Annotated in this window: 14 protein-coding genes and 2 tRNA genes; 7 read left to right on the forward strand and 9 right to left on the reverse strand. The window is 70.7% G+C overall.

Features of this window, described 5'->3' with window-relative positions; genetic code table 11:
- Nucleotides 1-106: 106 nt before the first annotated feature.
- A complete protein-coding gene (gene ileS / locus QM626_RS12995) occupies nucleotides 107-3,457 on the reverse strand; it encodes an isoleucine--tRNA ligase (protein ID WP_415077376.1) in 3,351 nt (1,116 codons plus the stop codon).
- Between the two features lie 217 nt (nucleotides 3,458-3,674).
- Here ileS and QM626_RS13000 point away from each other — a divergent pair, with 217 nt between their 5' ends.
- Both QM626_RS13000 and QM626_RS13005 read left to right on the forward strand, forming a co-directional pair.
- Nucleotides 3,675-4,334 carry a hypothetical protein gene (locus tag QM626_RS13000; RefSeq protein ID WP_415077377.1) on the forward strand — a complete coding sequence of 220 codons (660 nt, stop codon included), beginning with the start codon at nucleotides 3,675-3,677 and terminating at the stop codon, nucleotides 4,332-4,334.
- Nucleotides 4,335-4,363: 29 nt separating this feature from the next.
- Nucleotides 4,364-5,671 (forward strand): MFS transporter, encoded by a 1,308-nt coding sequence (locus tag QM626_RS13005; RefSeq protein WP_415077378.1) that lies wholly within the window; start codon nucleotides 4,364-4,366, stop codon nucleotides 5,669-5,671.
- A 151-nt stretch (nucleotides 5,672-5,822) separates the two neighbouring features.
- Here the strand turns inward: QM626_RS13005 and QM626_RS13010 are convergent, their stop codons facing one another.
- Nucleotides 5,823-6,668 (reverse strand): endonuclease domain-containing protein, encoded by an 846-nt coding sequence (locus QM626_RS13010; protein ID WP_415077379.1) that lies wholly within the window; start codon nucleotides 6,666-6,668, stop codon nucleotides 5,823-5,825.
- Between the two features lie 277 nt (nucleotides 6,669-6,945).
- Between QM626_RS13010 and valS the strand changes: the two genes are divergently transcribed.
- From valS to QM626_RS13030, 4 genes are read left to right on the forward strand one after another with little or no spacing between them, the layout of a single operon-like run.
- Nucleotides 6,946-9,516: a valine--tRNA ligase gene (valS, locus tag QM626_RS13015; protein WP_415077380.1), complete on the forward strand. Its 2,571-nt coding sequence runs from the start codon at nucleotides 6,946-6,948 to the stop codon at nucleotides 9,514-9,516.
- A 1-nt stretch (nucleotide 9,517) separates the two neighbouring features.
- Nucleotides 9,518-9,766, forward strand: coding sequence for a hypothetical protein (locus tag QM626_RS13020; protein WP_415077381.1), 249 nt, complete (start codon nucleotides 9,518-9,520; stop codon nucleotides 9,764-9,766).
- A gap of 21 nt (nucleotides 9,767-9,787) precedes the next feature.
- Nucleotides 9,788-11,830: a M3 family metallopeptidase gene (locus QM626_RS13025; RefSeq protein WP_415077382.1), complete on the forward strand. Its 2,043-nt coding sequence runs from the start codon at nucleotides 9,788-9,790 to the stop codon at nucleotides 11,828-11,830.
- Between the two features lie 17 nt (nucleotides 11,831-11,847).
- Nucleotides 11,848-13,425 (forward strand): MFS transporter, encoded by a 1,578-nt coding sequence (locus tag QM626_RS13030; RefSeq protein WP_415077383.1) that lies wholly within the window; start codon nucleotides 11,848-11,850, stop codon nucleotides 13,423-13,425.
- Nucleotides 13,426-13,435: 10 nt separating this feature from the next.
- Here QM626_RS13030 and clpX read toward each other — a convergent pair whose 3' ends face one another.
- The 5 genes from clpX to QM626_RS13055 all read right to left on the reverse strand — a co-directional run bounded on the left by clpX (nucleotide 13,436) and on the right by QM626_RS13055 (nucleotide 17,835).
- Complete coding sequence (gene clpX, locus QM626_RS13035) at nucleotides 13,436-14,704, reverse strand: ATP-dependent Clp protease ATP-binding subunit ClpX (RefSeq protein ID WP_415077384.1); 1,269 nt, start codon at nucleotides 14,702-14,704, stop codon at nucleotides 13,436-13,438.
- Nucleotides 14,705-14,832: 128 nt separating this feature from the next.
- Nucleotides 14,833-15,498: an ATP-dependent Clp protease proteolytic subunit gene (locus tag QM626_RS13040; protein ID WP_415077385.1), complete on the reverse strand. Its 666-nt coding sequence runs from the start codon at nucleotides 15,496-15,498 to the stop codon at nucleotides 14,833-14,835.
- 31 nt (nucleotides 15,499-15,529) lie between these two features.
- Nucleotides 15,530-16,114, reverse strand: coding sequence for an ATP-dependent Clp protease proteolytic subunit (locus QM626_RS13045; protein ID WP_415077386.1), 585 nt, complete (start codon nucleotides 16,112-16,114; stop codon nucleotides 15,530-15,532).
- 141 nt (nucleotides 16,115-16,255) lie between these two features.
- Nucleotides 16,256-17,689 carry a trigger factor gene (gene tig / locus QM626_RS13050; protein ID WP_415077387.1) on the reverse strand — a complete coding sequence of 478 codons (1,434 nt, stop codon included), beginning with the start codon at nucleotides 17,687-17,689 and terminating at the stop codon, nucleotides 16,256-16,258.
- A gap of 72 nt (nucleotides 17,690-17,761) precedes the next feature.
- Nucleotides 17,762-17,835 (reverse strand) — tRNA-Pro (locus QM626_RS13055).
- A gap of 135 nt (nucleotides 17,836-17,970) precedes the next feature.
- On the opposite strand from QM626_RS13055, the gene QM626_RS13060 reads away from it, so the two are divergent.
- Nucleotides 17,971-18,041 (forward strand) — tRNA-Gly (locus QM626_RS13060).
- On the opposite strand, the gene QM626_RS13065 is transcribed toward QM626_RS13060, so the two are convergent.
- Together QM626_RS13065 and QM626_RS13070 are read right to left on the reverse strand one after the other, a co-directional pair.
- Nucleotides 18,013-18,570 (reverse strand): gamma carbonic anhydrase family protein, encoded by a 558-nt coding sequence (locus QM626_RS13065; protein WP_415077388.1) that lies wholly within the window; start codon nucleotides 18,568-18,570, stop codon nucleotides 18,013-18,015. The two genes, QM626_RS13060 and QM626_RS13065, sit on opposite strands and share 29 nt — an antisense overlap.
- Before the next feature lie 9 nt (nucleotides 18,571-18,579).
- The gene (locus QM626_RS13070) at nucleotides 18,580-20,712 is read right to left on the reverse strand and encodes an acyltransferase family protein (protein WP_415077389.1); all 2,133 of its coding nucleotides are present in this window, start codon (nucleotides 20,710-20,712) and stop codon (nucleotides 18,580-18,582) included.
- Between the last annotated feature and the right edge of the window lie 136 nt (nucleotides 20,713-20,848).

Consider the following 20,848-nt stretch of genomic DNA (forward strand, 5'->3'; position numbering starts at 1 on the left):
GCGGTGCCCTCATGTCCCAGTTTGATGCGGTTGATGTCCCAGTTCGGCGCGGTATGGCAGGCCGATTCCGCGCCGAACTGGGACATGGATACGGCCGACACATCGCTCATGCGGCGCCTCCGATCCGGGTGACGGCGACGGTGAACGCGCCGCGGTTCGCGAAGTCGGCCGCGGCGAAGGATGCGGTGTGCTCGGCGGCGGATGCCGCGTCGAAGGTGCTGCCGACGAGCACCTCGCCGTTCACCGTCGCGCTCAGGGCGAGGGTCTCGGCGGCGACGCCGGCAGCCGCGAACGCGCCGCGCACGGCATCCGCGTCGTCGGCGTCGTCGAAGGCGAGGGACAGCGCGATGCGGTCGCTCACCTCGAAACCCGCCGCCTTGCGCGTGTCCTGCACCGCGCGGATCACGTCGCGGGCCAGTCCCTCCGCCTCCAGCTCCGGGGTCGTGGCGGTCGCCAGCAGCACGAAGCCGCCGCCGGAGAGCACGGCGAGCGCCTCCCCCTCGGGCCGCCCCGAGGTCTCGAGCACGAGGTCGTACTCCCCCGGTTCGAGCACGACGCCGCCGACGGTGACGATGCCGTCGTGCTCGGTCCAGTCGCCGGCGCGCGCGGCGCCGATGACCTGCTGCACCTGCTTGCCGAGGCGTGGGCCGGCGGCGCGCGCGTTGACGGTGAGGCGGTGCGTGATGCCGTACTCGGCGGCGGTGTGCGCGCGCAGCTCGGCGAGCTCGACCGCCTTCACGTTGAGCTCCTCGCGCAGGATGTCGTCGAACTGGGCGAGCGTCTCGGCGTCCGGCACCACGACCGTCAGCAGCGGCAGCGGCAGGCGCACGCGCCTGCCCTCCTTCTTGCGCAGGGCGTTGGCGACCGACGACACCTCGCGCACGGCATCCATCGCCGTTCGGATGTCGGCGGCGTCTGGGAAGGCCCCGGCGTCCGGCCAGTCCTGCAGGTGCACGCTGCGCCCGCCGGTGAGGCCCTGCCAGACGCGCTCCGCGATCAGCGGGACGAGCGGTGCGGCGACGCGGGTGACCGTCTCGAGCACGGTGAACAGCGTGTCGAAGGCCTCCGTCGAACGGGGATCATCGGTCGCGCCGAGCCAGAACCGGTCGCGCGAGCGACGGATGTACCAGTTGGTCAGCACCTCGGCGAAGTCGCGCAGCCGCTCCGCGGCGGTCGTGGAGTCGAGCTGCTCCAGGTCGGCGGCGACATCGCGCACGAGGTCGCCGGTGAGCGCCAGGATGTAGCGGTCGAGCACGTCGGTCGAGTCGGTGCGCCACGACGCCGTGTACCCGTCGGCGCCGGAGGCGTTCGCGTACGTCGCGAAGAAGTACCACGCGTTCCACAGCGGCAGCAGGAACTCGCGGACGCCGGCGCGGATGCCCTCCTCGGTGACGACGAGGTTGCCGCCGCGCAGCACCGAGCTGGACATCAGGAACCAGCGCATCGCGTCGGAGCCGTCGCGGGTGAAGACCTCGCCGACGTCCGGGTAGTTGCGCAGCGACTTCGACATCTTCTGGCCGTCGCTGCCGAGCACGATGCCGTGGCAGCTCACCCCGATGAACGCGGGACGGTCGAACAGCGCTGTCGAGAGCACGTGCATGACGTAGAACCAGCCGCGCGTCTGCCCGATGTACTCCACGATGAAGTCGGCCGGCGAGTGCTCGTCGAACCAGTCGCGGTTCTCGAACGGGTAGTGCACCTGCGCGTAGGGCATCGAGCCGGAGTCGAACCAGACGTCGAACACGTCCTCGATGCGGCGCATCGTGCTGCGCCCGGTGGGGTCGTCGGGATTCGGCCGGGTCAGCTCGTCGATGTACGGCCGGTGCAGGTCGACCTGGCCCTCGTCGTTGCGGGGCAGGCGGCCGAAGTCGCGCTCCAGGTCGGCGAGGGAGCCGTACACGTCGACGCGCGGGAACGCGGGATCGTCGCTCTTCCACACCGGGATCGGCGAGCCCCAGTAGCGGTTCCGGCTGACCGACCAGTCGCGAGCGCCCTCCAGCCACTTGCCGAACTGGCCGTGCTTGACGTTCTCCGGCGCCCACGTGATCTGCTCGTTGAGCTCGACCATGCGGTCCTTGAACTCTGTCACGCGCACGAACCAGCTGGAGACGGCCTTGTAGATCAGCGGGTTCCGGCAGCGCCAGCAGTGCGGGTAGGAGTGCTCGTACGACGCCTCGCGCAGGAGCCGCCCCTCGGCCTTCAGGAGCCGGATCAGCGGCCGGTTGGCATCCATCCACAGCTCGCCCGCGACGTCGGCGACCTGCGGCAGGAAGCGGCCGCCGTCGTCGAGGCTGACGATGGTCGGGATGCCGGCGGCGTCCGCCACGCGCTTGTCGTCCTCGCCGTAGGCGGGTGCCTGGTGCACGATGCCGGTGCCGTCGGTCGTGGTGACGTAGTCGTCGACCAGGATGCGCCAGGCCTCGCCCGTGCCCCAGACGTCGACGTCCGCGTAGTAGTCGAACAGGCGGTCGTAGGCGACGCCGTCGAGCTCGCTGCCTGCGAGCTCGCGCTCGACCGCGGCGGCGGCCGCCTCGGCCGACTCGTATCCGAGATCCTTCGCATAGCCGGCCAGCAGGTCGGCGGCCAGCAGATACCGGTGCGCCAGCGCGCTCTCCGTGTCGTCGCCGGCCGGCACGTCGGCGGCGCCGTTCGGGCCGCCGGGCACCACGACGTAGCGGATGCCGCCTCCGACGGCGAGCGCGAGGTTCGTCGGCAGCGTCCACGGGGTCGTGGTCCAGGCGAGCACCCGCACCCCGGTCAGGCCCAGCGCCTCCGCCTTGACCCCGACCAGCGGGAAGGTCACCGTGACCGACGGGTCCTGGCGCATCTTGTAGACGTCGTCGTCCATGCGCAGTTCGTGGTTGGACAGCGGCGTCTCGTCGCGCCAGCAGTACGGCAGCACGCGGTAGCCCTCGTAGGCGAGCCCCTTCTCGTACAGGCTCGCGAACGCCCACAGCACGGACTCCATGAAGCCGAGGTCGAGCGTCTTGTAGCCGCGCTCGAAGTCGACCCAGCGCGCCTGACGCGTGACGTAGTCCTCCCACTCGCGCGTGTAGGTCAGCACCGACTCGCGGGCCTTCGCGTTGAAGGTCGCGAGCCCCATGGCCTCGATCTCGCTCTTCTCGGTGATGCCGAGCTGCTTCATCGCCTCCAGCTCTGCGGGCAGACCGTGGGTGTCCCAGCCGAACACGCGGTCCACCTTCTTGCCGCGCATGGTCTGGAAGCGCGGGAACACGTCCTTGGCGTAGCCGGTCAGCAGATGGCCGTAGTGCGGCAGCCCGTTCGCGAACGGCGGCCCGTCGTAGAAGACCCACTCCGGGGCCCCGTCGCGCTGCGCGACCGAGGCGCGGAAGGTGTCGTCGCGCCGCCAGAACGCGAGCACGTCCTCCTCGATCGCGGGGAAGCGCGGGCTCGGGGTGAGGTCCGGGACGGACGCGGAAGGCTTCGGGTAGGTCATCTCACTCCAGCAGGTCGCAATGCTCTCCTGCGAGGACGATCCTCGGACCGCGGTACCACCCCGCTTGCCGGATGCTCCGGCCCCTCTCACCGCGGCTGTGACGGGCCTGCCCCGCTCGGTTCTACCAGGCTTGCGCCGTTCTTCCGAGAGCTCCCCGGTGATGGCCGGATCGATGCCGATGCGAACGATTCTATCCGCCCCGACCTATGCTCGGCACGTGCCCCGCTCCGTTCCGCGTCCGCTGTCCCCGCGGCCGGTGGTCCCGGACGTCGCCGCCGACCTGACCGAGGCTCCCGCACCCTCCCCCGGCGCCGATCTGACCGGCGTCGCCATCGACGGCCTGCGGGGGGACGTCGACGCCACCCGGTCCGCGTTGACGGCCAGCGCTCTCACCGACGCGGCGGTGCAGCGGCTCGTGCTCACCCACGCCCGGCTCCTCGACGTGGCCATCGTCGACCTGCGCGCCACCGAGGTCCCGGCCGCGCACTCGCGGTGGCGGGAGGTCTCGATCGATGGCGGCCGCATCGGCACCCTCGACCTCACCGGCGCGGTCGTCGACGGCCTCGTGCTGCGCGGCGTGCGGGTCGACTACCTGGGTCTGCGGCAGGCGCGCATCGAGGACCTGCTGCTGGTCGGCTGCCGCATCGGCGCCCTCGATCTGCCGGAGGCCGAGCTGGCGCGGGTGCGGTGCGAGGACTGCGACATCGACGACATCGACACCCGCGGCATGCGGGCCCGCGACACCGATCTGCGCGGCGTCGACGTGCTCACCGTGACGGATGCCGCGGCGCTGCGCGGCACGACCCTGACACCCGTGCAGGCACTCGGCCTGGCCGAGGCCCTCGCCCTCGCCGCCGGCATCGACGTGAAGGACTGAGCCGGGTTTCTGGACCCGTGCCAGGATGGATGTCCGTGACTTCTGCGACATCCACGGCATCCGTCCCCTCGCCGATCTCCGTCCCGCCCCGCCGCGTCGCGTGGGCGTCGATGGTGGGGACGTCGCTGGAGTCGTTCGACTTCTACGTCTTCGCCTATTTCTCGGCGTTCTTCGTCGGCCCGCTGTTCTTCGAGCCGTTGGGCGCCGCCGGCGCGACCCTCGCCTCGTTCACGACGATCGCGGTCGCGTTCGTGGTGCGCCCGATCGGCGCCCTCGTGTTCGGGTGGATGGGCGACCGGCTCGGCCGGCGCACGACGCTGCTGTGGACGGTGGGCGTCATGGGCGTCGCCACCGGGCTGATCGGCGTGCTGCCGACCTACGGGCAGGCCGGGTGGCTCGGCGCCGTGCTGCTGGTGGTGCTGCGCGTGGCGCAGGGACTGTCCCTGGGCGGCGAATGGGGCGGGTCGATCCTGCTGGCGACCGAGCACTCCTCGCGGGTGAAGCGAGCCTTCTACGCCGCGATCCCGCAGCTCGGGTCGCCGGTGGGCTCCATCCTGTCGGCCACGGTGTTCATCGTGCTGGTGTCCGCTCTGCCGACGGATCAGCTCGCGGCGTGGGGCTGGCGCATCCCGTTCCTCGTGGCGCTGCCGCTGCTGCTGGTGTCGCTGTACCTGCGCTGGTCGATCTCGGAGACGCCGGTGTTCGACGAGCTCGTCGCCGAGCACCGCCGTGACCGCGCGCCCGTGCTGACGATGTTCCGCGAGCGCCCGGTCGCCCTGCTGGTCGCCGTGGGCGCGGCGCTGCTCGGCATCGGCTCGTACTCGCTCATGAACACCTACACGATGAACTACGGCTCGACCCAGCTGGGATACAGCTACATGGACCTGCTGTCCGCCGCCACGATCGGCGCGCTGCTGCAGCTGGTGACGGTGCCGCTGTTCGGTGCGTGGGCCGCCCGCATCGGGTCCGCGCAGGTCGTCGCCTGGGGCGCGGTGGGCACGCTCGTGATCGCGTTCCCGATGTATGCGCTGCTGCAGTCGGCCGGCTTCGGGGTGCTGGTGGGCATGATGGTGGTCGGCGGCATCCTGCCGACCATGTCGTGGGCGGCGCTCGGCGGGCTCATGGCAGACCTGTTCCCGGACCGGTTCGGCTACTCCGCGCTGTCGTTCGCGTACGCGATCGCCGCGACCGTCAGCGGTTTCATCCCGCTCGCGACTGCCGCCCTCGGCGAGGCGACCGGTCAGGCCTGGTGGCATCCGGGCCTCGTGCTGGCCCTGCTGTCCGCGGTGACCCTCGTGGCGTCGCTCGCCGCGCGCTCTCTCGCGGTACGTGGTTGACCGCTCGCCGTCTCCCACTCGACATGCCGCACCTGGGCTTCGCGCCGCCTCCCTGCTTCGCACAACCTCAGCGATCCGCACAACCTCAGCCGGAATCCCCCACCGCAACGGAGGTTGCGCGAATCGCTGATGTTGCGGCGAGAACGACCGCCTAGGCCCGATGCAGTCCCTGTGCGACGGCCTGCATGATGAGGTCCTGCACCTCATGCCAGCAGTGCATGACCTGGTCGTAACCGACGCGGATGACGTGGTAGCCCATGAGCGTGAGCTCGGCGTCGTGCCGGATGTCCTCGGCGCGCTGCGCACCGACGTGGTGGCCGCCGTCGATCTGCACGACCAGCCGGTCGCCGATGAGGATGTCGACGCGGTGACCACGAATCCAGATCTGAGTGCGAATGGGCAGCCCCATCCATCTCAGGCGCACGACGAACAGCGTCTCGAGCCCGGAGTCGGCCCACGGCGTGACCTCGACGGCGAGTACCCGCGCCGTGCCGGTCCATGGCAGCCGCGCCAGCGCCGACAGCTCCACCAGCCGCTTGTTCAACGCCGACTCCCAGATCGCCTTCGCCCGCTCGTAGGGCTGGCAGCATGCCACGGTCATCAGCACGTTCTGCACGGTGTCCTCGAGCGCGTCGGGATGCCGCGGCACGACGGGATGCTGCCAGTGCACCACGGCTCCCGGCAGCCGGGCCACCCGGCCGTGGCCGGGATGTGCGACGTGCGGCAGCGCGGGAGCCTCCGCGACCCACAGCCCCAGCCGCCGCGCCATCGTCACGCACGACAGCACGACGCCGTTCCGCGCGGCGGCGATGAGCTGCGGATCGGCGGACGGAGTCGCCACCCAGTCGCGACGCACCCGCACCAGCAGCCCGGCATCCAGCGCCTGCCCGACCCGGTAGCGGCTGTGACCCTCGCGAGCAAGCACCGTCGGACGGGCGACGCCGCCGAGGGCGGTCACGCGCGACACCACGGCGCGGACGGGGTCGGAGCGGTCCATGAGGGGATCCTGTCGCCGCCGGGCACGACACCTCCGCCCGCGTCGCGATCTGTGCATGACCGGTCGCTTCCACCGGTCTGTGGAGAACCGGGCGGCCTGCGCAACCTCTGCGATTCGCATAGCCTCCGCCGATTCGGCGCCGCGCAGCTGAGGTTGCGCGAATCGCGGAGGTTGCGAGAGGCACGGACGCCGGCACGGACACGACCCCGCCGGTAGACTGTTCCGGTTCCCACACTCAGGCACGCACACACGGTGCCGCACATATCGAGGAGTCCCCATGGCCGTTCCCGACAAGCCCGCTCTCGAGGGTCTCGAGTCGACCTGGGATGCCGCATGGCGCGAGCGGGGGACGTACCTGTTCGACCGCGACGCCGCCAAGGCGAGCGGCCGCGCCGGCGTCTTCTCGGTGGACACTCCCCCGCCGACGGCGTCGGGGAGCCTCCACATCGGCCACGTCTTCAGCTTCACGCACACCGACCTCAAGGCCCGGTTCGAGCGGATGCGCGGCAAGACCGTGTTCTACCCGATGGGCTGGGACGACAACGGGCTGCCCACCGAGCGCCGGGTGCAGAACTACTACGGCGTGCGCTGCGACCCGAGCCTGCCGTACGACGCCGACTTCACCCCGCCCTTCGAGGGCGGCGACAACAAGTCCACGAAGGCCGCGGACCAGATCCCGATCAGCCGCCGCAACTTCATCGAGCTGTGCGAGCGGCTGACGGTCGAGGACGAGAAGCAGTTCGAGGACCTGTTCCGCACGCTCGGCCTGTCCGTGGACTGGACGCAGACCTACCGCACCATCTCGGACGACACGATCCGCACCAGCCAGCTCGCGTTCCTGCGCAACCTGGAGCGGGGCGAGGCGTATCAGGCCCTCGCCCCCACCCTGTGGGACGTGGACTTCCGCTCCGCGATCGCGCAGGCCGAGCTCGAGGACCGCGAGCAGCAGGCCTCCTACCACCGGCTCGCCTTCCACCGCACCGACGGTGAGGGCGAGGTGCTCATCGAGACGACCCGGCCCGAGCTGCTCGCGGCGTGCGTCGCCCTCGTCGCCCACCCCGACGACGAGAGGTACCAGCCGCTGTTCGGCACGACCGTGACGACGCCCCTGTTCGGCGTCGAGGTGCCGGTCAGGCCGCATCCGCTCGCCCAGCCGGACAAGGGGTCGGGCATCGCCATGATCTGCACCTTCGGCGACGTGACCGACATCATCTGGTGGCGCGAGCTCGACCTGCCCAATCGCACGATCATCGGCCAGGACGGCCGGGTCGTCGCCGATGCGCCCGACGTGATCACGACGGATGCCGCCCGCGCGGCCTATGCCGAGCTCGCCGGCAAGACGGTCTTCAGCGCCAAGAAGCGCATCGTCGAGCTGCTCGAGGAGTCGGGCGACCTGCGCGAGGTGTCGACGCCGTTCACCCACCCGGTGAAGTTCTTCGAGAAGGGCGACCGGCCGCTGGAGATCGTCTCGACCCGGCAGTGGTACCTGCGCAACGGCGCCCGCGATGCGGCGCTGCGCGAGAAGCTCATCGAGCTCGGCCGCGAGCTGAGGTGGCACCCGGACTTCATGCGCGTGCGCTACGAGAACTGGACGAACGGCCTGACCGGCGACTGGCTCGTCAGCCGGCAGCGGTTCTTCGGCGTGCCGATCCCGGTCTGGTACGGCCTCGACGCCGACGGCGAACGCGACTACGACCGCGTCCTCATCCCCGATCTCGCTCAGCTGCCGGTCGACCCGACCGTGGACGTGCCCCCGGGGTTCTCCGAAGCCCAGCGCGGCGCACCGGGCGGGTTCGACGCGGAGCGCGACATCTTCGACACCTGGGCGACGAGCTCGCTCACCCCGCAGCTGGCCGGCGGCTGGCAGCGCGACGACGAGCTGTGGGACCTGGTCGCCCCCTTCGACCTGCGCCCGCAGGGGCAGGACATCATCCGCACCTGGCTGTTCTCGACCATGCTGCGCAGCGCGCTCGAGGACGACCGGTCGCCCTGGACGGATGCCGCCATCAGCGGCTTCATCGTCGACCCCGACCGCAAGAAGATGTCGAAGTCGAAGGGCAACGTCGTCACCCCGGCGGCGATCCTCGACCAGCACGGCTCCGACGCGGTGCGCTACTGGGCGGCCTCGAGCCGCCTGGGCACGGATGCCGCGTTCGACGCGCAGAACCCGACACAGGTCAAGATCGGCCGCCGCCTGGCGATCAAGGTGCTCAACGCCGCGAAGTTCGTGCTGTCGTTCCCGGTGCCGGACGGCGCGCAGATCACGCACGCGCTGGACGCCTCCATGCTCGCGACGCTCGACCAGGTGGTCCGCGACGCGACCCGCGCGTTCGAGGCGTACGACCACGCCCGCGCGCTGGAGGTCACCGAGGCGTTCTTCTGGACGTTCTGCGACGACTACCTCGAGCTCGTCAAGGAGCGCGCCTACGATCGGACCGACGTCGGCCAGGCCTCCGCCGCCCTCGCGCTGCGCATCGCGCTCGACACGCTGCTGCGGCTGCTCGCCCCGGTGCTCGCCTTCGCCGCGGAGGAGGCGTGGTCGTGGTTCCACGACGACTCGGTGCATCTCGCCTCGTGGCCGGAGCCCACCGGCATCGAGGGCGACCCGGCGGTCCTCGCAGCGGTGGGCGAGGCACTCATCGCGATCCGCCGTGCGAAGACGGAGGCGAAGGCCTCGCAGAAGACACCCGTGGCGCGTCTCGCGCTCGCCGCGCCCGCGGACGTGCGTGACGTGCTCGCCCTCGCCGAGGGCGATCTGAAGGCCGTCGGCCGCATCGCCGACCTCGGATTCCAGGACGCCGAGGAGATCGGCATCCTGGAGATCGAGTTCGCACCGCAGGAGGCCTGACATGCGGCTCGGCACCCGTTGGACCGCACGCACGCAGCCCCCCGCCGCCGTGCCGGCGGCGTTGCGCCCTCAGATCGCCGCGGTCGAGGAGGCGTTGCCGCCGGATCAGCTGGGTCAGCCCGCGCCGAGCTGGACGCTGACCTTCCTCGAGGGCCGGCCGGTCGCCGAGCTCGACACCGGCATCGTCGTCCAGATCGACCGCGACGGCGAGGTCGTGGTGCATCACGACCCGGACGACGAGTTCGCCTGAGCCACGTTCTACGCTGACAGGGTGACGGATGCCGCCAACCCCCTGCTGAGTCCGAGCCCGCTGCCGTACGGCATCCCGTCGTATCCCGACATCCGCCCCGAGCACTACCTGCCCGCGTTCGAGGCGGCTTTCGCCGAGCACCGGGACGAGATCGCCGCGATCACACGGGTGCGCTCGACGCCGACCTTCGAGAACACGCTGCTGCCGCTGGAGCGCGCGGGGGGCCTCCTCGCCCGGGTGAGCCGCGCGTTCTACAACGTCTCCTCCGCGGACGCCACACCCGACATCCAGGCGATCGACGAGCGGCTCGCGCCGCTCATGTCCGCGCACTGGGACGCGATCACCCTGGACGCGGCGCTGTTCGCCCGCATCGGCGCGGTCCACGACGAACGGGACGCCGCCGGTCTCACGCCCGAGCAGCGCTATCTCGTGGAGCGCCGCTTCACGGGCATGTCCCGCGCCGGCGCCGGCCTGGACGACGAGGCGAAGGCGCGGCTGACCGCGATCAACACGCGGCTCTCGACGCTGACCACGCAGTTCGAGAAGCACCTGCTCGCCGACACGAACGAGCTGGCGGTCATCGTGACGGATGCCGCCGAGCTCGACGGCCTCGCCGCCGGCGAGCGGTCGGCCGCCGCTCGCGCGGCCGCCGACCGCGGCATCGAGGACGCGTGGCTGGTCACCCTGCCGCTGTTCACCGGGCATCCGTGGCTCGCGCAGCTGCGTGACCGCGGCACGCGCGAGCGCATCATGGCGGCGTCGCGCAGCCGCGGCACCCGAGGCGGTGCCAACGACAACCGGGCGACGCTGCGCGAGATCGTCGCGCTGCGCGCCGAGCGCGCCGGAGTGCTCGGCTATGACAGCCACGCCGCCTACGTGACGGCCGACCAGACCGCCGGCTCCCCCGGGGCGGTCCTCGACCTGCTGCGCCGGCTGGCCGTCCCGGCCGCGGCGAACGCCACGAGGGAGAAAGCCGCCCTGCAGGCGCTGAGCGATGACATTCCGATCGAGGCATACGACTGGGCGTTCGTGACGGAGAAGGTGCGCCAGGCCGAGTACGACATCGACTCCGCGGCGCTGCGGCCGTGGTTCGAAGCGGAGCGCGTGCTGCGGGACGGCGTCTTCTTCGCCGCCGAGCGGCTGTACGGCGTGACGTTCGCCGAGCGCACGGACATCCCGGCGTATCACCCCGAGGTGCGGGTCTTCGAGGTCCGTGAGCAGGACGGCACCCCGATCGGGCTGTACCTGCTCGACCTCTACACCCGCGACACGAAACGCGGCGGCGCCTGGATGAACTCGCTCGTCACGCAGTCGGGACTGCGCGGCACGGCTCCCGTCGTCGTCAACAACCTCAATGTCGCCCGGCCCGAGCCGGGCACGGCGACGCTGCTGACGCTGGACGAGGTCACCACGCTGTTCCATGAGTTCGGCCATGCCCTGCACGGCCTGTTCGCGAGAGTCGAATACCCGTCGTTCGCGGGCACCGCGGTACGGCGCGACTTCGTCGAGTTCCCGAGCCAGGTCAACGAGATGTGGATCCTGTGGCCGGAGGTGCTCGCGAACTACGCGCGCCACGTCGAGACCGGCGAGCCGCTGCCCGCGGACGTCGTCGAACGGCTGCACGCGAGCGAGGTCGCGGGCCAGGGCTTCGCCACGAGCGAGTACCTCGCCGCATCCTGGCTGGACATGGCCTGGCACACCCTCACCCCCGCGCAGGCTGCGGAGGCGACCGACGTCGCCGCGTTCGAGACCGCGGCGCTGCGCGAGATCGGCCTCGACGACCCGGCGGTGCCGCCGCGGTACGCCAGCACGTACTTCGCGCACGTCTTCTCGGGCGGCTACAGCGCCGGGTACTACTCGTACATCTGGAGCGAGGTGCTCGACGCGGACACCGTGGAGTGGTTCCGCGAGAACGGCGGTCTCACCCGCGCGAACGGCGAGCGGTTCCGCCGGCGCCTGCTCGGCGTCGGCGGATCGGTCGACCCGCTGGCCGCCTATCGCGACTTCCGCGGCCGGGACGCGGAGATCGAGCCGTTGCTGCGTCGCCGCGGGCTGGGCGGCTGACTGCAAGAATCGGACCCATGACGACAGCTGCCGCTGCCCCGACCGGCGCGCCCGCCCGCGCCGGGATCGCCCTGACCGCGCTCACCCTCGGGGCGCTCGTGTGCAACATCAACCTCGCCGTCGCGAACGTCGCCCTCCCCGACATCGGCCGCGCCTTCGCGGCATCGCAGACCTCGCTCAATCTGATCGCGATCGGCTGCACCCTGGGCTTGGCGATGTCGGTGCTGTACTTCGGCGCGGTCGGCGACAGGTACGGCCGCAAGCAGCTGCTCGTCATCGGCCTGGCGGGCACGATCGGTGCGAGTCTGCTGTCGGCGTACGCGCCCGGCGACGCGTTCCTGGCGGCCGCACGGCTGCTGACCGGGCTGTTCGGCGGGATGTCGTACCCCACCACCCTGGCGCTCATCACCGCCCTGTGGGCACCGGGCATCCGGCGCACGAGGGCGATCGCCCTGTGGTCCGGGGTCAGCGCCGGTGCCGCGTCGCTGGGGCCCGCGGTCGCCGGGTTCCTGCTGAGCGTCTTCTGGTGGGGCTCGGTGTTCCTCGTCGTCGTGCCGCTGGCCGCCATCACGCTCGTGCTGGTGATCGTCTGCATCCCGAAGGGCGTCAACGAGTCGACCGACAGGGTGGACCACCTCGGCGGCGTCCTGTCGGTGGTGATGGTCGGCGCCTTCGTGCTCTCGCTGAGCCTCGTGGCGTCCCGCCCGACCCGCGTGCTCGCCCTCCTCGGCTTCGTCGTGTCCGTCGTCGCCCTGGTGCTGTTCTTCTGGCGGCAGCGGGCGGCGACCAGCCCGCTGTACGACCTGCGCATCGCCCGGCGCCGACTGTTCTGGGTGCCCGCGGTGGGCGGCATGATCGTGTTCGGCTCGCTGATGGGTGCCGCCTTCGTCGGCCAGCAGTTCCTGCAGAACGTCGTCGGCGCGAGTCCGGCGGTCGCGGGACTGTCCGGTCTGCCCTGCGCCGTGTTCCTGGTGATCGCCGCGCAGCTGTCGGCGCGACTGGTCGTCGCCCGCGGCTCACGGTTCACGATGGTGCTCGGCTACGCGTTCGTGCTGGTCGCGTTCGTGTCGATGTTCTTCTGGAGCCAGGACACGGGCTACGCCCTCGCGATCGCGACCTTCGTCCTCGTCGGCTCCGGTGCCGGCCTGGCCCTGACCCCGGCGTCGCGCTCGCTCACCGGCAGCACGCCGGTCCGACGCGTCGGCATGGCCTCGGCGACGTCGGACCTGCAGCGCGATCTCGGCGGCTCGGTCATGCAGGCGCTGTTCGGCACGATCCTCGCCGCCGGGTTCGCGGCCAGCTTCGCGCAGCAGATCGCCGACTCCGCGGACGCGTCGGGCATCGGCGCCGACGTGCAGAACCAGCTGCGCTCGTCGTTCTCCTCCGCCGCCGAGACGGCGCAGCAGTTCCCGCAGTACGCCGACCAGATCATCGCCGCGGCGAAGGAGTCGTTCCTGCACGGATCGCTGCTCGTGTTCGTCGCCGGAGCGGTCGCGGTCGTGCTCGGCGGACTCGTCGTGCTGCTCTCGATGCCCGGCCGGCGCATCGAGCAGGAGCTCACCGAGGAGTACGCGAGAGAGGACGCCGTCGCCTGAGCGCGACGCGTCAGGCGCTCTTGCGCTTCTGCGCGAGCACGAGCGTCGGCTCGGCGCCGTCCTCCACCGCTGCCCGGGTGACGACGACCTTGGCGACGTCGCTGTTCGAGGGGATCTCGAACATGATCGGGCCGAGCACGTCCTCGAGGATCGCCCGCAGGCCCCGCGCGCCGGTCTTGCGCGCCACGGCCAGGTCGGCGATCGCCGCGAGCGCGTCGTCGTCGAAGTCGAGCTCGACCCCGTCCAGCTCGAACATGCGCTGATACTGCTTGATCAGCGCGTTCTTCGGCTCGGTGAGGATCTCCATCAGCGCGCTCCGGTCCAGCGGCGACACCGACGCGACCACGGGGAGGCGGCCGATGAACTCGGGGATCAGGCCGAACTTGTGCAGGTCCTCGGGCAGCACCTCGCTGAACAGGTCGGGCGCGTCGTCCTTGCGCTGCAGCGGCGCGCCGAAGCCGACGCCGTGCTTGCCGATGCGCGAGGAGATGATGTCCTCCAGGCCTGCGAACGCACCGGCGACGATGAACAGCACGTTCGTCGTGTCGATCTGGATGAACTCCTGGTGGGGGTGCTTGCGGCCGCCCTGCGGCGGCACGGAGGCCACGGTGCCCTCGAGGATCTTCAGCAGCGCCTGCTGCACGCCCTCGCCGGACACGTCGCGGGTGATCGACGGGTTCTCGGCCTTGCGGGCGATCTTGTCGACCTCGTCGATGTAGATGATGCCGGTCTCGGCCCGCTTCGTGTCGAAGTCGGCGGCCTGCAGGAGCTTGAGCAGGATGTTCTCGACGTCCTCGCCGACGTAGCCGGCCTCGGTGAGGGCCGTGGCGTCGGCGACCGCGAACGGCACGTTGAGCCGCTTCGCGAGGGTCTGCGCGAGGTACGTCTTGCCGCAGCCGGTCGGGCCGAGCATGAGGATGTTGCTCTTGGCGATCTCGACCTCTTCCGCGCGCTGCTCGGCCGAGGTGATCGTCGACTGCGCGCGCACGCGCTTGTAGTGGTTGTAGACGGCGACCGCGAGGGCCCGCTTGGCGGAGTCCTGGCCGACCACGTACTCCTCGAGGAAGGTGAAGATCTCGCGCGGCTTGGGGAGGTCGAACTCGGCGGCGACGCCGTCGCCCTGCTCCGCCATCCGCTCTTCGATGATCTCGTTGCACAGCTCGACGCACTCGTCGCAGATGTACACGCCGGGGCCGGCGATGAGCTGCTGCACCTGCTTCTGACTCTTCCCACAGAACGAGCACTTGAACAGATCGGCGCTCTCTCCGATGCGAGCCATGGTGCCCCCTTCCTCCGCGGTCGTCCCGCTGCGTCGAGCCTAATCGCTGCCGACGACGCGTGCGGGTATTGCGTGATGCGTGGTCATCTGACGAAGGCCCCGGCGCGATGCCGGGGCCTTCCGACCGGTCAGCTCGTGAGCGCCGCCGGCGTCCGCTTGCGCGTCGTGAGCACCTGGTCGACGATGCCGTACTCCTGCGCCTCGGCGGCCGACAGGATCTTGTCGCGGTCGATGTCCTTGTTGACCTTCGCGACGTCCTGCCCGGTGTGCTTGGCCATCGTCTCCTCGAGCCACGTGCGCATGCGCAGGATCTCGGTCGCCTGGATCTCGATGTCGGAGGCCTGGCCGTGCCCGGACTCGCCCATCGCCGGCTGATGCATGAGGATGCGGGCGTTGGGCAGCGCGAGCCGCTTGCCGGGCGCGCCGGCGGCCAGCAGCACGGAGGCCGCGGAGGCCGCCTGGCCGAGCACGACCGTCTGGATCTGCGGCGAGACGTACTGCATCGTGTCGTAGATCGCGGTCATGGCGGTGAAGGAGCCGCCGGGCGAGTTGATGTACATGATGATGTCGCGGTCGGGATCCTGGGACTCGAGCACCAGGAGCTGCGCCATCACGTCGTCGGCCGAGGCGTCGTCCACCTGCACGCCGAGGAAGATCACGCGATCCTCGAACAGCTTGTTGTACGGATCCTGGCGCTTGTAGCCGTAGGCGGTGCGCTCCTCGAACTGCGGCAGCACGTAACGGCTGGACGGCATCTGCAGGCCCTGGGGGATGCCGAAGCTGGGGGTGTTCATCGGGTTCTCTCTCTTCTGCAGCCTGTGTCGCCTAGTTCTCGGTCCCGCCGCCGCCGATGACGTCGGTCGCGGACTCGCGGATGTGGTCCACGAAGCCGTACTCGAGCGCCTCCTCGGCGGTGAACCAGCGGTCGCGGTCGCCGTCGGCGTTGATCTGCTCGACGGACTTCCCGGTCTGGGCCGCGGTGATCTCGGCGAGGCGGTTCTTCATGGAGACGATCAGCTGCGCCTGGGTCTGGATGTCGCTCGCGGTGCCGCCGAAGCCGCCGTGCGGCTGGTGCAGCAGAACGCGTGCGTTCGGGGTGATGTAGCGCTTGCCCTTGGTGCCGGCGGTCAGCAGCAGCTGGCCCATGGACGCCGCCATGCCGATGCCGACGGTGACGATGTCGTTCGGGACGAACTGCATGGTGTCGTAGATCGCCATGCCGGCCGTGATCGAGCCGCCCGGGGAGTTGACGTAGAGGTAGATGTCCTTCTCGGAGTCCTCCGCCGCCAGCAGCAGGATCTTCGCGCAGATCTCGTTGGCGTTGTCGTCGCGCACCTCGGACCCCAGCCAGATGATGCGGTCCTTCAGCAGCCTGTCGAAGACACTCGTCGCGACAAGGGGTTCGGCCATGTTCACTCCCGTTCCGGTGATCGTGGGATCGAATCTACCGGCGTGCTCCAGACGCCTCGCCCGTGTTCGCCGTCGGCATACCGCAGACGGAATGAGGGGCGGATGCCGTCGGCATCCGCCCCTCATTCGACCGCGTCGCGCTTACTCGGCGTCGGCCTTCTTGGTGGTCCTCTTCGCCGCCGGCTTCTTGGCGGGGACCTTCTTCGCGGGCGTGGCCGCCGCGACCGGCTCCTCCGCGGCGGCCTCGGTGATCTCCTCGGCCTCCTCGACCACGTCGGCCTCGGCGGCGGGCTCGTCCTCGAGGGCGACGAAGCCTGCGAGGTCGACGCTCTTGCCGTCGGTGTCGACGACGTTCACGCGGCCCAGCGCGATCGCGAGGGCCTTGTTGCGGCCGACCTCGCCGACGAGGGAGGGCAGCTGGTTCGCCTGCTGCAGGGCCTCGACGAACTCCTGCGGAGCCATGCCGTACTGCGCGGCGGACTGGATGAGGTACTGGGTCAGCTCCTCCTGCGAGACCTGCACGCCCGTCTGCTCGGCGAGCTTGTCGAGCACGAGCTGGGTGCGGAACTGCTTCTCGCTGGCGGCGGTGACCTCGGCGCGGTGCTCGTCGTCCTCGAGGCGTCCCTCGCCCTCGAGGTGGGCGTGCACCTCGGCCTCGACGACGCCGGCCGGGACGGGGATGTCGGCCTGCTCGACGAGCTGCTCGACGAGCTTGTCGCGGGCGGCGGCGCCCTGCGTGAAGGTCGACTGCTGCGCGACCCGCTCGGCGAGCGACGCCCGCAGCTCGTCGACGGTGTCGAACTCGCTGGCCATCTGGGCGAAGTCGTCGTCGGCGTCCGGCAGCTCGCGCTCCTTGACGGCCTTGACGCTGACCGCGACCTCGGCCTCCTCGCCGGCGTGGTCGCCGCCGACGAGCGTGGAGCGGAAGGTGGTGTCCTCGCCGGCGGTGAGCGAGTCGATGGCCTCGTCGATGCCGTCGAGCAGCTCGCCCGAGCCGACCTCGTACGAGACGCCGTCGGCGCGGTCGATCTCGGCGCCGTCGATCGTGGCGACCAGGTCCAGCTCGACGAAGTCGCCGGCCGTGGCGGGACGGTCGACGGTGATCAGGGTGCCGAAGCGGGCACGCAGGCGGTCGAGCTCGGCGTCGATGGCGGCGTCGTCGGTCTCGACGGCATCCACCGTGATGGTGATGCCCTCGTAGGCGGGCAGCTCGAACTCGGGGCGCACGTCGACCTCGACGGTCACCTTCAGGTCGCCGGAGAAGTCCTTCAGCTCGGGCAGCTCGACGATCTCCGCCTCGGGGCGGCCGATGGCGCGCACCTCGTTCGCCTCGATCGCCTGACGGTAGAAGCCGTCGAGGCCCTCGTTGACGGCATGCTCGAGCACGACGCCACGGCCGATGCGCTGGTCGATGATGGGCGCGGGCACCTTGCCCTTGCGGAAGCCGGGGATCTGCACGTCCTGAGCGATGTGCTCGTAGGCGTGCTGGATGCTGTGCTTCAGATCCTCGGGCGAGACCGTGATGTGGAGCTTGACCCGGGTGGGGCTGAGCTGCTCGACGGTGCTGGTGACCATGCCTGTCGTTCTCCTCGTTTTCCCACGGCGGCACGCGGCGGCCGCGGGGGTTGTGATGTCGGGGGTCGTTCGTCGGGGCGACAGGATTTGAACCTGCGGCCTCCCGCTCCCAAAGCGGGCGCTCTACCAAGCTGAGCTACGCCCCGGGCGGGCTGCACGCGCACGTGCGCCGACAACGGCCCACAGAAGTCTAGCCGACCTGCGCCGTCTGATCCCGCGTCCTGTCAGGCGGCGCCCAGAGGTCGCTATAGACTGTCGGATGCTGCGTCCGTCGCAGCCTCGGGGATGTAGCTCAATGGTAGAGCCTCAGTCTTCCAAACTGATTACGCGGGTTCGATTCCCGTCATCCCCTCCGTGGCCTCCGTGTGCTCGTCGATGTGGCCCAGGTACGCCGCCGCATTGCGGATCAGGCCCTCGCGCTCCTCGTCGGTGAGCGGGCGCCGCACCTTGGCCGGGACTCCCGCCACCAGGGAGCCCTCGGGGACGACCGTCCCCTCGAGCACGACCGCGCCGGCCGCCACGAGCGAACCCGCCCCGATGACCGCGCCGCTGAGCACCACGCTGCCCATGCCGATCAGCGCGCCGTCGCCGATCGTGCAGCCGTGCACGACCGCGTTGTGGCCGACCGAGACGTCCTCGCCGAGCAGCACCGGAGCGCCGCGGTCGACGTGCACCGAGACGTTGTCCTGCAGGTTGCTGCGCGCCCCGATCGTGATCGGAGCGCTGTCCGCGCGCAGGACCGCGTTGTACCAGACGCTCGCCCGGTCGCCGAGCGTCACCGCGCCGAGCACGCGCGCGCCGTCGGCGACGAAGGCCGTGTCGGCCAGTGCGGGGACGGCGTCCTCGAGGCGGAGCACGGATGCGGAGGCGGCGACGGTCATGGGCCGAGCCTATCCGCGTGAGGCGAGGGCCGCGGAGATCGCGGCGGTGTACTGGGGCTCCAGGGTGTTGAGGAACGTCACCGTGAGATGGTCCTGATCGCGGTACAGGTTCGCCCCGCCGACGACCGGGAAGCAGGTGGTGTCGTCGCAGTAGACGTCGGTGAAGTCGAGCAGGGTGACGTCGGCCATGCCGGTCGCGGCATCCCGCAGCGGGTCGTCCGTGGCGAGGGCGTCCGCCCGCGCCACCGTGCACGACGACGCGTCGCGTGTCCGCAGGCACTTGTTCGGGTCGGTCTCGTACGCCGGGTTGTCCACGACGGTCACGACCGGGACCCCGATCGCGGTCATCGCGCTCCATGCGTCCTGGTAGCCGGCCACGGCAGCGTCGTGCGCGGAGTCGTAGCCGTCCGCCGAGTACGGCGTGGAGGCCAGCGCCGCGGTGAACACGACGTCGGGCGGATCCTCGTCCAGCGCCTGGATCACCTGCGCCCGCCAGTCGGAGCAGGCCTGGCCGAACGCGCCGGGCGTGGACAGCGGCGTCGTGTTCCAGGGGCACGCGCCCTTGAAGTAGGTGACGAGCCGCCAGCCGTTCTCGTCGGCGATCTCCTCGAACGTCGACAGCAGCTGGTAGGCGTGGCTGTCGCCGACGAGCGCGACGACGGGCGCGTCCGGGTCGTCGGAGCCGAAGGTGCACGACGTCGGCCGGGAGTCGGTGAGCTGCACGAAGCACTGGTCCTCGTCCGGGCCGTCGGCCCCCGCGAACCCGGGCGAGGGCAGGATCGTGTCGCCGAAGTCGGTCCCCGCGCAGGACGGGTCGAGCACGGATGCCGCACCGAAGCAGGCGGGCGGGTTCGCCCGCGTCTCGGCCACCTGCGCGACGCCCTCCTGGTACGCCGACGCGTTGACGGCCCAGCCGCCCAGCGCCACGGCGCCGACCAGCACCATCGCCCCGAGCGACGCCCACAGCGTCACCCGCGGCCGGCGCCGCAGCAGCGGCTTCCAGCGCCGCACCGGATCCTCCACGAATCGCTTGGTGAGCCATGCGAGCACGAAGCAGATGCCGAGCAGCGCGACGCGGTGGTAGATGGTCAGTCCCCAGAACGGCACGGAGGGCGCGATGACGATGAGCGGCCAGTGCCACAGGTACAGCGAGTACGAGATGTCGCCGACGAAGCGGGCCGGGCGCAGCGCCAGCACCCGCGTCGGCTGCCACCAGCGTCCCGAGTTCGACGCCGCGATGACGGCCGCCGCACCCAAAGCCGGCAGCAGCGCGGCGTAGCCGGGGAACACGGTCGTGCCGTCGAAGCGGAATGCGGTGTAGACGAGGGCGATCACGCCCGCCCAGCCGAGCACGAAGCCGCCGATCGCGTTGCGGATGCGCAGCGCCGGCACGAGCGCGAGCATCGCACCCAGGCCGAACTCCCACATCCGTCCGAACGTCACGAAGTAGGCGGGGGCGGGGTTCGTCGCGGTGAACAGGATGCAGAAGATGAGCGAGGCGATGCTGACCGCGCTCAGGACCATGAGGATCCACGCACGTCGACGCCCCCGGAACCACTTCACCGCCAGCCACGCCGCCACCAGGATCAGCAGCGGCCACATGACGTAGAACTGCTCCTCGAGCGACAGCGACCAGTAGTGCTGCACCGTGGTGGAGGAGGAGTGCGCGAGGTAGTCGGCCGAGGTGAACGCGAGGAACCAGTTCTCGACGTAGAAGGTGGAGGCGACGATCTCGTCGATCTCGCGCTGCAGGCCGGACAGCGGGAACAGGTACGCCGACGAGACGCAGAGCGCGCAGAACACCAGCACCAGCAGGGATGCCGGCAGCAGCCGTCGGGCGCGCCGGGCCCAGAACTGCGCGAGCGCGATGCCGCCGGTCGCGGTCAGCTCGCGCAGCAGGTGCCCGGTGATGAGGAACCCGGAGATGACGAAGAAGACGTCGACGCCGACGTAGCCGCCGGGAAGCCGGGCCGGCCAGAAGTGGTAGAGCACGACCAGCAGCACCGCGATCGCGCGCAGACCCTGCACGTGCGGGATGAAGTGCGACGGCTCCGCGTGCTCGGGCGAGGCGCCGCGCGGTTCACGGCGCACCGGAGCCGACGGGGTGTCGAGCTCCTGCGGGGGACGTTCCGGCGAGGCCACCTGACGACGCTATCCCGACCTGCCGCGGGTGCGCTGGTGCGACGCGGCGGAGCGGTCCCACGAGCCCGGAAAACCCTTGATAAGCACAGCCTCAACTTGCTTGCGGAATGTGGGCGGATGGCTACCGTTGATCTCA

It is taken from the genome of Microbacterium sp. (genome assembly GCF_047606385.1).
Classification (GTDB): domain Bacteria; phylum Actinomycetota; class Actinomycetes; order Actinomycetales; family Microbacteriaceae; genus Microbacterium.

What these genes read in the sequence shown, in the direction of transcription:
- ileS (WP_415077376.1), bottom strand. Translation starts at nt 3,457, where the DNA reads ATGACCTACCCGAAGCCTTCCGCGTCCGTCCCGGACCTCACCCCGAGC.
- QM626_RS13005 (WP_415077378.1), top strand. Translation starts at nt 4,364, where the DNA reads ATGTCCGTGACTTCTGCGACATCCACGGCATCCGTCCCCTCGCCGATC.
- QM626_RS13010 (WP_415077379.1), bottom strand. Translation starts at nt 6,668, where the DNA reads ATGGACCGCTCCGACCCCGTCCGCGCCGTGGTGTCGCGCGTGACCGCC.
- valS (WP_415077380.1), top strand. Translation starts at nt 6,946, where the DNA reads ATGGCCGTTCCCGACAAGCCCGCTCTCGAGGGTCTCGAGTCGACCTGG.
- QM626_RS13020 (WP_415077381.1), top strand. Translation starts at nt 9,518, where the DNA reads ATGCGGCTCGGCACCCGTTGGACCGCACGCACGCAGCCCCCCGCCGCC.
- QM626_RS13030 (WP_415077383.1), top strand. Translation starts at nt 11,848, where the DNA reads ATGACGACAGCTGCCGCTGCCCCGACCGGCGCGCCCGCCCGCGCCGGG.
- clpX (WP_415077384.1), bottom strand. Translation starts at nt 14,704, where the DNA reads ATGGCTCGCATCGGAGAGAGCGCCGATCTGTTCAAGTGCTCGTTCTGT.
- QM626_RS13040 (WP_415077385.1), bottom strand. Translation starts at nt 15,498, where the DNA reads ATGAACACCCCCAGCTTCGGCATCCCCCAGGGCCTGCAGATGCCGTCC.
- QM626_RS13045 (WP_415077386.1), bottom strand. Translation starts at nt 16,114, where the DNA reads ATGGCCGAACCCCTTGTCGCGACGAGTGTCTTCGACAGGCTGCTGAAG.
- tig (WP_415077387.1), bottom strand. Translation starts at nt 17,689, where the DNA reads ATGGTCACCAGCACCGTCGAGCAGCTCAGCCCCACCCGGGTCAAGCTC.
- QM626_RS13065 (WP_415077388.1), bottom strand. Translation starts at nt 18,570, where the DNA reads ATGACCGTCGCCGCCTCCGCATCCGTGCTCCGCCTCGAGGACGCCGTC.